Here is a 14,007-nt window from a genome sequence, read left to right on the forward strand (position 1 = left end):
ATATTGAGATGCTTTGAGTTTTTTATAAATTGTCTATAAAACTTGTCCTAGTTTAGCAAAATTTCGTTTTTTTGCTTATTTTTTACAAATTTAGATAAACAAAAAACTACCACAATTTCTTGTGATAGTCAACTATCAAATTGAATTAGTTAGCTTCTTCAGTAATGTATTTTTCAACATCTTTTAAGTGAATACTGAAGAAACTTGTAATTCCACGTGTTTGCATTGTTGCAGCAAATAATGAGTCAACTCTTTGCATTGTTCCTGTTCTGTGTGTGATAACAATAAATTGAGTTTGTTTCTTAAGTTCTTGTAAGTATTCTGCATATCTAACAACGTTAGCTTCATCAAGAGCAGCTTCAACCTCATCAAGAATACATAATGGAAGAGGTCTAGCTCTTAAGATGGCGAATAATAATGAGATAGCAATAAGCGCTTTTTCTCCCCCTGAGAATAATTTAAGGTTTTTAACACTTTTTCCAGGAGGTTGAGCAAAGATGCTGATTCCTGATTCTAAAATATTATTAGGTTCAACGAATCTAACTTCAGCAGCTCCTCCACCGAACATAGATTTGAATACGTTGTTGAATTCTTGGTTAACGTCATGAACAACATTTGTAAGTCTTGTAACAATGATTTTGTCAAGTTCAGCGATAGCTTGGTATAAAGTGTCTCTTGTTTGAACTAATTCATCTCTGTTTGCTACTAATGTGTCATATCTGTTTTCAACTTCTTCAAGTTGTTCGATAGATTCTAAGTTAACATTTCCAAGTTCAGCAATTTGTTGTCTTAATTCTTCGACAAATTCTTTTGCTTTTTCATAAGAAATTTCTAAAACAAAGTTTTGATCAGCGTATTCAACTGTCATATGGTAAACGTTAGCTAATCTGTTTGTATATTCAGTGAAAATCTTGAATGATTCAGATTTGTTAATCATTTTACTGCTGTAACCTTTGTTTAAGGCATTTTGAGAATCTTGAGCATCTGATAATTTAGTGTTGTAAAGTGATAACGCTTCATCTCAAGATTGGTATAAGTTTTTAGCAACAGCAAGCTCATTTTTAACAACGATAAGTTTTGCTTGTAATTTGTTTCTTTCAATAACTGTTTCAGAGTTTTCAAAATCATCAAGTGATAATGAAGAGGCATCAACTTTTCCTTTTAAGTTTGTAACTTCTTCACGTTTTTGTTTGATTGAGTTTTCTAAGTTGTGAATTTCTAATTCAGTACTTCTGCTCTTTTGGATTAATTGGTTACGTCTAAATGATAATTGTTCGATTTGTTGTTCATTTTTCTTAATCATTGGTTCAATACCAGAGATTTTGTTTTCAAGGTTTGCAATTTTTTCATCAATACCTAAGACGTTATCACTTTCTTGAGCAGTTCCCCCAACGATAATCCCTCCAACACGGATAATGTCACCATCAAGAGTTACAATCATATATTTTTTCTCAAGAAGGTTTGAAATAGCATTAGCTGATTTAATATCATCAACTACCACAACGTTTCCTAATAAGAATTTAACTAAAACCGAATATTGTGGATCTGCATCAACTAAATCTGAAGCAAGAGAAACAAATCCAGGATGTCCTGTAACTGCTAATAAATAGTCGTCACGAACAAATTTTTCTTGGATAGATGTAAGAGGAATAAATGTTGCTCTACCACCATTGTTTTGTTTAAGGAATTCAACTGCTTTAACAGCTGTGTTTGGAATATCAACAACAATGTGTTGTGCAGCGTGAGTTAAAACAGTTTCAATAGCTGTGATGTATTCTGGTTTAACTTTAATTAAATCTCTAACAAGTCCTTTAACACCTTTGAAAGACATTTTGTTTTCCATAATTGTTTTAGGACCTTTGAAAAGGTTTAATTTAGATTCTTTAGTTCTGTATAAAGATTGTAAGGTCGTTTTTGCAGAAATTAAGTTGTCTCTGTGGTTTTGGTTAGCAATTCTTAAATTGTTTACTAAGTTTGTATCTTCTTCAATTTGTTTTCTAGTTTCTTCAAATTGAGCTTTAAGTTCACTATAAGTATGTGTGTTGTAAAGTAATTCAGCTTCAAGTCTTTTAATTGCACTTGCATATGATTTGATAGCTTCATCATTATCAACTGTTACTTGTCCACTCGTGATTAAGTTAATTTTTGCAAATTGTTGATCAATTGTTGAGTTTAATGAGTTTAATCTTGAAGCCATACCATTGTATGTTCCCTCAAGTTCATCAACTTGTTGTCTTGCTTTTTCTTTTTCGACTTTAGCGTTTTTAATTTCGATTTGTAAACTAGCAATTTCTTCTTTGTATTTTTGCATTGTTTCGTCTACACCACGAAGTTCTTCGTCTAATTCTTCGTAAATTCTTTTATTTTCTTTTATTCCTTTAGCTAAGAATGGAATTTCAACTTTTTTAAGAGCTTCTGCTTTATCTCTGTAGATTAAAGCTTTTTCAGCTTGTTTTCTTAATGGTCCGAGTTGTTTTTCGAGCTCTGAAATTCTAGGTTCAAGTTGATTCATTGAATCTTCAGCGCTTTTAAGCATTCTTTCTGATTCAGTTTTCTTGAATTTGAATTTAGAAACTCCAGCAGCTTCTTCGAAAATTCCACGTCTATCTTCATCAGATGCTTCAGCTATGTCTGAAACAGTTCCTTGAGAAATAATAGCTAATGAGCTTTTCCCAATACCTGTTTCCATTGCAATACTTTTAATATCTTTGTATCTGCAAGGTTGTCCATTCATATAGTAGTTGTTTACACCTTTACCACGTTGTAATTCACGTGTGATTGTTACAACTTCATCAGGAATTGAGTTATTTGAGTTTTTGTTATCAAATGTTAATGTAACTCTTGCAAAGTCCATTGGTTTAGCTGTTTTAGAACCAGCGAAGATAACGTCTTGCATTGAGTCTCCACGAAGTTCTTTAGAACTTTGTTCTCCTAAAACTCATTTAATAGCATCGTTGATGTTACTTTTACCAGAACCGTTTGGTCCGATAATACCAGCAACACCTCCATTAAAACGTAAGATTACAGGTTCAGCAAATGATTTAAAACCATGTGCTTCGATTTTTACTAATTTCATTATTGCACCTCAATTTTATCTTTAAGCTTTTGTAGTGCATCAATAGCAGCATTAGTTTCAGCCTCTTTTTTGCTTAAACCAACACCTTCACCATAAATAACACCATCGTGTTTAGCTTTTGCTAAAAAACGTTTATCACTGAGTTGATCAGTTTGATATGTGATACTTTCCTTTGTCATACTTTGAAAGTATTCTTGTAGTTGTCCTTTAGGATCTTTATTTTCATCATTGTGTACCGAGTCAATGATAGGAGATATATGTTTGATTATGAATTGTGAAGCTTTTTCAAATCCTTGATCTAAAAATATAGCTGCTATCATTGCTTCGAACACGTCTGCTTGAACTTTTGGTGAATTAATCACTGATTCACGCATTTTTCCAGGTCCAGTTCTTAAGATTTTTAAAAGACCTAATTCGTTAGATATTTTAGCAAGTGCTTCCGTTCTAACTGCAGTTGATCTTAATCTGGTTGCGTGACCTTGTGATAATTCAGGATACTTTCTGAATATGTAGTTTGAACTGACAAATTGTAGAAGTGAGTCTCCTAAAAATTCAAGTCTTTCGTAGTTATCATCTTTATCTCTATTAAAAGACGAATGCGTAATTGCTAATAGATAATAGTCTGTTCTAATTGGTTGAATATTATTTATTTCAAAAAAGCTTTTAAGTGAATTAACCATATTATTCTTCGCTTTCTAAATTATCAACTTTAATTGAATCTGATAATGTTTGCAATTTTTCTAATAAGTTATTTTCAAGAGCTTCTTGAATTGATAATAATGCATTGTAGTAAGCTTTTGCATCAGATGAACCGTGAGCTTTAATTGCCAGTCCATTAACACCAAGTACTCAAGCAGAACCAACTGAACGGTAGTCAAGTGATTTACCAACATTTTTAAATGCACCTTTTAAAAGTAAATAACCAATTTTGTATTTTAATTTAGTTAATATTTGACCTTTAAGTGCTTTTGAAAATGCACCAATTGCTCCTTCATAACTTTTAAGCATTGTGTTACCTGCATAACCATCTACAACAGCTACATCAATGTTTCCATTAAATAATTCTCTTGATTCAACAAATCCAACATAGTTAATATCATTTAATGTTTTCAAATATTCGTGAGCTTGTTTAGTTGATGTAAGACCTTTGTAATCTTCAGTTCCAATGTTAATAAGTGAAACTCTAGGTTTTGCTACTTTAAACATTGTTTTATAGAACAATGAAGCAAGCATAGCTCATTCAACTAAATATTGTGCTTTTGTTTCTAAGTTAGCACCTACATCTAAAAATAGCAATTTACTACCTAAAATAGATGTAGCAACTGGCATAAATGCTGGCCTAGAAATGTTTTGTAATCTTTTTAATTTAAGTGTTAATGTTGAGATATAAACTCCACTATCTCCACTTGATAAAACTGCATTAGCTTCATTGTTTATAACTTTACTAATTGCAAGATTCATTGATGTATCTTCGCTCATTGATTTTCTAATGTTCTTAGGTTCACTAGGAACATTTTTGTTTTTAATAAGTAAGATATTTTCAGGAAGTTTTGTTTTATCAATATTTGAAATGTCACCAATTAATTGAATTTGTGTATTAGGGAATTGAAGAGCAAATTTGCTAGCAGCTTCAATTGCTGCACTTGGACCATTATCATTTCCATTTATGTCAAAAGCAATTTTGAATTTATAGTCTTTCATTATTCAACTCCAATGATGAATTGATATGTAGGTTGATTACCTTCAATAATTTCAACTTCAATATCATAGTTTGATTCAATGAAGTTAAGAATTTCTTCAGCTTCATCAAGTGAGCTTTCATCACCGTAGTAAATTGTGACTAATTCTTTGTCTTCTGTAATTGCTTTTTTAACTATTTTTTTAGCAGCGTCTAAAAGTTTTGATGAACTTGCAGTGATTTTTCCATTGATGATAGATAAATAATCACCATCTTTAATTTGAACACCATTTAATTTTGTGTTTCTAATTGCTTTTGTAATTTCACCAGTAGTTACATTAGCAATTGCATCATTCATCATTTCAACGTTCTCTTCAACTGAAGATTCGTGATTGAAATTAAGCATAGCTGTTATTCCTTGAATTTGTGTTTTTGTAGGAATAATAATAACGTTTTTGTCTTGGATGACTTGCGCTACTTGTTGTGCAACAAGTATGATGTTTGAATTGTTTGTAAGAATAAATACTGAATCTGAATTTACATTATTAACTGCATTTATCAAGTCTTGAGCTGATGGGTTTTGTGTTTGTCCACTTTCAACAACAAAGTCACAACCTAAATCTTTCATTCTTGCGACTATACCTGAACCTAAGTTGCATGAGATAATTCCACAAGGTGTTCTACTTTCTTCACTATGTTGTAATTGTGACTCTTTAAGTTTTTCGGCATTAGCTTTTGAATAGTTAGCTTGAAGCGTCATATTTTCTGATTTTATTTTGATAAATTCACCATATTGTTGAGCAAAGTTTAACATATCACCAGGTTTAACTGTGTGTCCGTGAACTTTAAGGATATTGTCGTCAGAAACAACAACAAGTGAGTTAGCCAATTTTTCAAGTTTTGCAACAAAGTTTGTTTTCTTGAATTTAGTTGGTTCAGTTAAATCGATAAGAACTTCTGTACAGTAACCAAATTCTCCTTCATAAACTTCGCTATCACCAATAAAGTTTGTAACTTCGTCTGAATTATCTTTAAGTTCAACTGGTCTATCGTGAAGAGCTTCATTCATTCCTCAGAAAATTGTGTAAAGACCTTCACCACCACTATCGGTAACTCCAACTTCTCTTAAGTTCTTAAGTTTGTTAGGTGTTTCATCACAACTTTTCCGTGCAAATGCAACAACTTCTTCAAAGAATACTGAATAGTGAATATCTTTACCCTCGAATTCTTTTTTAAGATTTTCGGTTGTTTCTCTAATAACTGTCAGAATTGTTCCCTCAACAGGTTTAAAAACTGATTTGTAAGCAATTTCAGTAGCTTTCTCAAAAGCTTGGATTAAATCTTGAGTATTTAATTCAACTTTACCATCTGTACCTAAAGCGAATCCTTTGAAAATTTGTGAAAGGATAACACCAGAGTTTCCTCTAGCTTCATAAATCATATTTGTTGAAACTTTTTTGGTAATACCATATACTGGTTCATTTTGAACTTTTTCTAAATCAGGTATAGCAGCCGCTATTGTTGAAGACATATTTGTTCCAGTATCTCCATCAGGAACAGGAAACACATTTAACGCATCGATTTTGTTTTTTGCATTAACTAATGCTTTAGCTCCTGATAAAAATGCTTTAGCTAACTCGGAACCATTCAGGATATTTCTTTTATCTACTTTCTTACTTTTACTCATTGGTTACTCCCTTGACAATGATAATTAGTTTATTGAATTTAAATTTCTTAGCTTTTAATTTCATTTCCATAATTTTGTAAATTTGTGAAATGATGAATTTAATTGGTGTCCCATCAAAAACAGTAATTGCTGCTTTAATTTCAACACGTGAATTTTCAGTTAATAAAACCTCAATGTTTTCAAAATATTCTTCAGGATTTAATCTGACAATTGTGTCAGGTTCACAATTGATATCTAAAGTTGGTTCGTGTAAGAATTTTACGCCTGGAACTTTAGAAATTGAATCAATGAACATTTGTTTAATTTGCAATGTATCCATCCAAAACCTCCGTGTTTGATAAAGTATATATATTTTACCCTAATTTATTTTTATAAATATATAATATTTATACGCTCTAATAAGCGGTGAAATTATGGCTGAAATAATCAAAAACGCAATAGTTTTAAACTTACACGAAATATCAGACAATGAGCATATTGTCAGTTTTTTCACTGCTTTTGGGAGATTAGATTTAGTTGCTAGAGGTCTAAATAATGTACATTCAAAAAATAGAAGCAACTTAATAGTTGGTTCAATTGTTGAAATTGAATATTTTGCTTCAAGAACACAAAATAAGTATGGAAGATTAAAAAAATCAAGCACAATAAAATTACTTGATGTTACTAATTTAAATAATATTAATCTATTTAATAGTTTGAACTTTTTATTTCAGAATATAAGAACTAGAAATCATTTATTTGCTGAATACAATAGACATTTTGATAGTTTTAATAATGCGCCCTGAACTAAAGTTTCAACATACTTTTATGCACACTCATTGCTATACTTTGGTATTGATTTATCATTTAATTCTTGCAAAAGATGTGGAAGAATTAAGGACTTTATTTCTTTTGATTTTAATTTAGGTTTTATTTGTCAAAACCACGATATTACCCAAAGACTTGATGTTTCAGTTTTACAGGCAATATGATATTCATTTCACGACTTTTACGCCTATGTCAATGATGTAAACAGTGAAATTAACAAGCTTATTTTTATTGAATATAAGAAGCAAATAATTAATCATTTAAATATTAGCAAATAACTGAGTTTTATGCTAAAATAATAAAACTATGAGTAAAAGAGATTATTATGAAATTTTAGGTGTTTCAAAAACAGCTACTGAACAAGAAATTAAAACAGCTTACAGAAGTTTAGCTAAAAAATATCATCCAGATAAATTGAAAGATGGAACTTCTGATGAAAAAATGAAAGAATTAAATGAGGCTTATTCAATTCTTTCAGACCCTGAGAAAAGAAAAGTTTATGATCAATACGGTCACGATGCCGCTAATGGAAGAGCAGGAGCAAACCCAGGAGGTGGAAACTACTATGGTGGTGGATTCGGTGGTGCACAAGGCTTTTCTGAAGATTTCCAAGATATTTTCGAGAACATTTTCGGTGGATTTGGAGCAAGAAGACAAAGAAGTTCTCAAGGTTCATACCAACAAAGAGGGGATGATTATAGAACTAATATAAACATTTCATTTATGGATGCTCTTAAAGGAAAAACAATTAAAGAGAAATTAGATAAATGAGAAATGTGTATGTTCTGTACAGGGACTGGAGCAGAAAATCCAAATGATTTACAAACATGTAGTTCATGTAATGGAGTAGGACACAAAAGAAGAGTTGTTAATAGTTTCTTTGGTCAACAAGTTCAACAGGTTGTTTGTGAAACATGTCATGGAAAAGGTAAGGTTACTGTTTCAAAATGTAAAAAGTGTCGTGGTGAAGGTTACTCAGCTATCCAAAAAACTGTTTCTATTAAAATAGAGGAAGGGACAGTTTCAGGAACAAGATTAAAAGTTGCTGGATATGGTGGTTTAGGTAAAAACGGTGGAACACCAGGAGACTTATACATTACAGTTAATGTGCTACCTCATAAATATTATGAAAGAGATGGTATGGATATTGAAATGGATTTTCCAGTTTCATTCATTGATATTATGTTAGAAAACACAGTTGACGTCCCAACTCCTTGAGGAAATGTAAAAATTAAAATGAAGAAAACCTACACAAACTCAAAAGTGATTAAGGTTCCTAAAAAAGGAGTTCACTTCAGAGGTATGGAAGGTGATTTAAGATTACATTTAGAAGTTATTATTCCTGATTTAGATAGAAAAAATAAAAAAGAAGTTTTAGCTGCATTACAAAATGTAACTGATTCATCAAATCAAGATTTTGTTCAAGCAGTTGAAAAAGCTAATAAATAATTTTTTTACCTAACTCTAGTAGTTAGGTTTTAATTTAGCAATTAATTTTAGCCAATTTATTAAATTAAATTATAATTAATTTAATTTATGTATAAGAACGAGTTAATTATCAAAAAATCAGAATTTATTGGTTATTTATATCCAGTTTCTTCAAAAGAAGAAGTTAACCAAATTCTAAAAGATCTTAAAGCACAATATAAAGATGCAAGACATATTTGTTATGCATATTTATTAAATTCAAATGGTGCTGAAACAGGTGGATTTTCAGATGATAAAGAACCTAGTGGAACGGCTGGTAAGCCTATGTTTGAATTAATTAGACTAACAAAAGCGCAAAATGTTTTAGTTGCAGTTGTTAGATATTTTGGTGGAACAAAATTAGGAGCTGGACCACTTAAAAAAGCTTACAGGCAATCAGCTTCAATAGTAATTAACTTATATTTAAAAGATAATCAAGGTAAGGAGAAATAAAAAATGATTAAAGTAATTAAAGAACTTAAAAAAGATGTTTTAGTTTTAAAAGCAGCTTATGAAAACAAAGATTTTCCTTCTTATGTAGCTACTAAAAATGGAAAAATTACAGATAACTTAAGTGAAAATGTTTCATACATTTACATTGATAAAAAACATCAATCATTTGATGAATTAGCAGATTTATTTGAGAATTTAGCAACTTCAGTTAATAGGGCTTATCAAGTTGATGTTGAATCATTTGTTTTAAATGATGATGTTTTAAAAACATTCAGAATTATTTACTCAAAATTATTATTTGGACAAGTGAAATTATTCAAAAAATCAATTGAAGAAGATAAAGAAAAATTCAAAAACATCTATGTGTATGTGAGAAACGAAAATGTTTCATCAAAATTAGTTAAGAAAATTGAAGTAGTTGCAAAAGCAATTAATGATGTTAGAAATCTTCAAATTAAACCAGAAAACTTCTTAAACTCAGAAATGTTAGCTAGCGAGATTACAAATGATTTTTCAGGTATTGAAGGTCTTGAATTAACAGTTTTAACTAAAAAAGAAATTGAACAATTAAATATGGGTCTTTTATTGTCTGTTAATAAAGGAAGTGTTCATGAACCAAGAGTTGTAGTTGTATCTTACAAAGGCAACAAAAAATCAAAAGAACATATTTCTATAGTTGGAAAAGGTATCACATTTGACACAGGTGGAGTTAACACAAAAGGATATCATATGGAAGGTATGAAATATGATATGTCTGGTTCAGTAATTGCAGCTTATGCAGTTAAAGCTTTAGCTCAATTAAAAGCTAATGTTAATGTTTCTGCTGTTATGTGTATTACAGACAACAGAATTAATAATGATGCGTCATTGCCTGAAAATGTTTACCAATCTATGTCAGGTAAATGAGTTGAAGTAGTTGACACAGATGCTGAAGGAAGATTAGTTTTAGCTGATGGAATTTTTTATGCAGCTGATAAATTAAAACCAACAACAATTATTGATGTTGCAACATTAACAGGTTCAATGTTAACTGCATTAGGAAATACTTTCACAGGAATCTGATCAACAAATGATTCGAAATGAGATGACTTTTTAGCAGCTTCTAAAGAAGCGAACGAAAAAGTTTGAAGAATGCCTTTACACGAAGATTATAACAAAGGTAACAAGGGTTCAAAAGTTGCTGACTTAGCTAACTGAAGTTCAAAAGTTAGACCAGATTCATCACAAGCAGCAATGTTCTTAAAAGAATTCACTAAAGATATTGATTTCATTCACTGTGATGTTGCTGGTACTGCAGATGTTCAAGGCGAACCACAAGGTGCATTAGTTGCAACATTAGTTGAATATGTATTATTAAATGAAAATAAGTAATATAATTTACTTACTTATTTAGAAACTTTAATATTTATAAAATATTAAATAACTCACTTATATTTGTATGAAAGGAAATTATGATTAAAACAGTTGATAAAGTTAGAAATAACTCAATGCTTTTAAAAGCGGTTTATAAAAATGATGAAAACTTACCATCAACATTAATTCAAAAAAATAATGTTGTAACAGAATACTTTGATAAAAATGAAGCTCTTGTATTTATGGGAGAAAAAGATAAATTATCTTTTGATTCAGTAGCTAAATTTGCAAAAGGATTCTTTACAAATCAAGGTAGAGATATTCAAGTTGATTTAGATTCATTTGTAACAGAAAAAGTTACATTAGCACAAGTTGTTAAAGCTTTTGTTGAAGTTTACAACTATGTAAATGCTGATTTATATTCAGCTAAAACAGCTAAAAAAGATGAGAAATTTGCAATTTCATTATTATCAGTTAAAGATGAAAACGAATATGCAGATGCATTAAAACAAGCAGTTGTATTATCAGAAGCTGTTAACTTCGCAAGAAACTTACAAGTGACACCACCAAACATTTGTAACTCAGAATGATTAGCAGAAGTTGTTAGAAAAGATTTAGAACAATACTCAAACTTAAAAGTTGCAGTTCTTAATAAAAAACAAATTGAAGAGCAAAAAATGGGACTTTTACTTTCAGTTAACCGTGGAAGTATGTTTGAACCAAGAGTTGTTGTTATTGAATACAACGGGAACCCTGAATCAAACGAAAAAACAGTTTATGTAGGTAAAGGAATTACATTTGACTCAGGTGGATACAACATTAAAACAGGTAGAAACATGTTAGGTATGAAATTTGACATGTCAGGTTCTGTGTTTGTTGCTTCAGCTCTTAAAGCTATTGCTCAATTAAAACCAAAAACAAATGTTGCTGCAATTATGTGTATTACAGACAACAGAGTTAATGGAGATGCTTCGTTACCTGATTCAGTTTGAACATCAATGAATGGTAAAACAGTTGAAATTAACAACACAGATGCTGAAGGTAGATTAGTTATGGCAGATGGATTAACATATGCTGTAAGAAATTTAAAAGCTACAAGATTAGTTGATGTTGCTACATTAACAGGCGCTATTTTAGTAGCATTAGGACAAACATACACAGGTGCATGAGCTACTACAGATGCTGCTTGAGAAGAATTATTAAAAGCTGCTAAAGAACAAAATGAATTAGTATGAAGAATGCCTCTTGATGAAGCTTTTGCTAAAGAAATTAGAAACTCAGTAGTTGCCGACCTTAAGAACACTGACTTAAGCGGTATTGGTGGAGGTTCATCATCAGCTGCTATGTTCTTAAAAGAATTCACAGAAGATGTTGAATACATTCACTTAGATGTGGCAGGAACAGCTGATATTGCTTCAAGACCTACAGGTGTAATGGTAAAAACATTGACACAATTAGCCCTTGATTCATCTAAATAATAAAACTTCAAAAAAAGTTATATAAAAATACAAATATCACTTTCTAACTAAGATATTTGTATTTTTTGTACTAATTTTTAAGATTGAAGAATATATTATTTTACTTAATTCAATAAGTAAAAGATTTATCAGCACTCTTATTTTGTTTGCTTGCTAAATATAACTTTTTACCATCTTGAAAGACTAAAATGCAAATGAAGAATAAAATTACTAGCGATAATATTGTGCAAGCAGTAAAACTAATTAGAGGTATAGAAATATAAATTCTCTTTGGATATCCGACAGAAATGAATATAATTTGAAAAACTATACCTGTTATAAAAATTGGAACAAGAATGATATATGTGCATATAAATGAAATAAATTTCATTTTATATGCAAATGAATATTCAATCTTTATATTTTCACACAAGAATGGAAATAAACTCGTAAATCAACTATTTTTATTAACTCTTCTTAAGTATGTAACATTATGTATTATTAAAAATATACAGATAAAATATGTGATGATATAGTGTGCTGCAAAAATTAGGTAAGCACCGTCTCCAATGCATTTAGGAATATAATCAGGCACTTCTATTGCAAGACCTGGTACATTTGACAATCTTACGGAAGATAAATCTACAGCATAAATCGGTAAGGCTATAACAAGAGAAAATAATAAAATTAAATATGCACTTAAAGTTGAAAATTTTAACCAGTTTTTTCTTAACATTATTTTAAAGTTCCTTTCTTTAGGATTAAATTATTAATTGATTATACGTGTTTGTTAAACAGCTTTATTTAGTAAAAACCTTTTTACTTGTTAAATATAATTTTTTACCATCTTGAAAGACTAAAATGCAAATGAAGGATAAAATTACTAGTGATAATATTGTGGAAGTAGTTCAAGAAATAATAGGCGTGGAAATACGGCGAAGTAAAAGATATCCAAGAGAATTTGATATAAATTGAAAAACTATACCTGTTATAAAAATAGAAACAAGAATTATATATGTGCATATAAATGTAATAAATTTCATTTTATATGCAAATGAATATTGAATCTTTATATTTTCACATAAGAAAGGGAAGAAACTTGTGAATCAACTATTCTTGTTAACTTTTCTTAAGTAAATAACATTATGTATTATTGTAAATGTACAAATAAAATATGTTATTAAATAGTCTTCGAAAAACATTAGATAAGCTTTATATCCAATGGATTTAGGGATATAAGGAGGTACATCTATCGCGAGACCTGGCACATCTGATCATTTTATTCGATATATGTCTACAGCATAAATAGGTAAAGCAACCACAACAGAAAATAATAAAATTAAATATACACTTAAAGTTGAAAATTTTAATCAGTTTTTTCTTAACATGATTTTATTAAACCTTCTTTCTTTAGAGTTCGATTATTAATTAACAGAAGTCATACTTATTTAGTAGTTGCTTCTTTGTTTGTTAAATATAATTTTTTTCCATCTTGAAAGACTAAAATGCAAATGAAGAAGAAAATTATTATTGATAATATTATGCAAGCGACTAAAGCAATGAGAGGCATAGAAATATATGCGTTAAGTTCAAAAGAATTGAATATAAATTGAAAAACTATACCAGTTATAAGAATTGAAAGAACAATTATATATGTGCATATAAATGTAATAAATTTCATTTTATATGCAAATGAATATTGAATCTTTATATTTTCACATAAGAAAGGGAAGAAACTTGTAAATCAATTATTTTTGTTAACTTTTCTTAAGTAAATAACATTATGTATTATTATAAATATACAGATAAAATATGTGAAGAGATAGTCACCTGCGAAAAACAGATAAGCTCCATCAGAATAAGTTTTATGTATTCCTTCTGGTAAATGTGGCAAACTAGTTTTATATAAATCTATAGCATAAATAGGTAATACAACCACAATAGAAAATAAGAAAATTAAATATGCACTTAGTGTAAACTAGGACAAGTTTTATAGACAATTTATAAAAAACTCAAAGCATCTCAATAT

Annotated in this window: 11 protein-coding genes; 5 read left to right on the forward strand and 6 right to left on the reverse strand. The window is 29.6% G+C overall.

Going from position 1 to position 14,007, the window contains the following annotated elements; genetic code table 4:
- Positions 1-145: 145 nt before the first annotated feature.
- The 5 genes from VBM86_RS02680 to VBM86_RS02700 are packed head-to-tail and all read right to left on the reverse strand — an operon-like array spanning position 146 to position 6,760.
- Complete coding sequence (locus VBM86_RS02680) at positions 146-3,076, reverse strand: AAA family ATPase (RefSeq protein WP_323189771.1); 2,931 nt, start codon at positions 3,074-3,076, stop codon at positions 146-148.
- Entirely contained in the window at positions 3,076-3,756 is a 681-nt protein-coding gene (gene rnc, locus VBM86_RS02685; RefSeq protein ID WP_323177751.1) for a ribonuclease III, read from the reverse strand. Before rnc ends, VBM86_RS02680 begins: the two co-directional genes overlap by 1 nt.
- A gap of 1 nt (position 3,757) precedes the next feature.
- The gene (gene plsX / locus VBM86_RS02690) at positions 3,758-4,777 is read right to left on the reverse strand and encodes a phosphate acyltransferase PlsX (protein WP_323189772.1); all 1,020 of its coding nucleotides are present in this window, start codon (positions 4,775-4,777) and stop codon (positions 3,758-3,760) included.
- A complete protein-coding gene (locus VBM86_RS02695) occupies positions 4,777-6,441 on the reverse strand; it encodes a DAK2 domain-containing protein (protein WP_323189773.1) in 1,665 nt (554 codons plus the stop codon). The genes plsX and VBM86_RS02695 overlap by 1 nt, the downstream gene beginning before the upstream one ends.
- On the reverse strand, positions 6,434-6,760 hold the full coding sequence (locus VBM86_RS02700) for a hypothetical protein (RefSeq protein WP_323189774.1): 327 nt from the start codon (positions 6,758-6,760) through the stop codon (positions 6,434-6,436). Before VBM86_RS02700 ends, VBM86_RS02695 begins: the two co-directional genes overlap by 8 nt.
- Before the next feature lie 94 nt (positions 6,761-6,854).
- On the opposite strand from VBM86_RS02700, the gene recO reads away from it, so the two are divergent.
- The 5 genes from recO to VBM86_RS02725 all read left to right on the forward strand — a co-directional run bounded on the left by recO (position 6,855) and on the right by VBM86_RS02725 (position 11,999).
- Positions 6,855-7,526, forward strand: a complete 672-nt coding sequence (gene recO, locus VBM86_RS02705) for a DNA repair protein RecO (protein ID WP_323189775.1) — start codon at positions 6,855-6,857, stop codon at positions 7,524-7,526.
- A 28-nt stretch (positions 7,527-7,554) separates the two neighbouring features.
- Entirely contained in the window at positions 7,555-8,697 is a 1,143-nt protein-coding gene (locus VBM86_RS02710; RefSeq protein ID WP_323189776.1) for a DnaJ C-terminal domain-containing protein, read from the forward strand.
- An 87-nt stretch (positions 8,698-8,784) separates the two neighbouring features.
- Entirely contained in the window at positions 8,785-9,168 is a 384-nt protein-coding gene (locus VBM86_RS02715) for an IMPACT family protein (protein ID WP_323189777.1), read from the forward strand.
- A 3-nt stretch (positions 9,169-9,171) separates the two neighbouring features.
- Positions 9,172-10,539: a M17 family metallopeptidase gene (locus VBM86_RS02720; protein ID WP_323189778.1), complete on the forward strand. Its 1,368-nt coding sequence runs from the start codon at positions 9,172-9,174 to the stop codon at positions 10,537-10,539.
- 80 nt (positions 10,540-10,619) lie between these two features.
- Positions 10,620-11,999 (forward strand): M17 family metallopeptidase, encoded by a 1,380-nt coding sequence (locus tag VBM86_RS02725; RefSeq protein WP_323189779.1) that lies wholly within the window; start codon positions 10,620-10,622, stop codon positions 11,997-11,999.
- A gap of 100 nt (positions 12,000-12,099) precedes the next feature.
- Here the strand turns inward: VBM86_RS02725 and VBM86_RS02730 are convergent, their stop codons facing one another.
- Positions 12,100-12,714 (reverse strand): hypothetical protein, encoded by a 615-nt coding sequence (locus tag VBM86_RS02730; RefSeq protein WP_323189780.1) that lies wholly within the window; start codon positions 12,712-12,714, stop codon positions 12,100-12,102.
- Between the last annotated feature and the right edge of the window lie 1,293 nt (positions 12,715-14,007).

The organism is Mycoplasma sp. 21DD0573, from assembly GCF_034863425.1.
GTDB lineage: Bacteria > Bacillota_I > Bacilli_A > Mycoplasmatales > Metamycoplasmataceae > Mycoplasmopsis.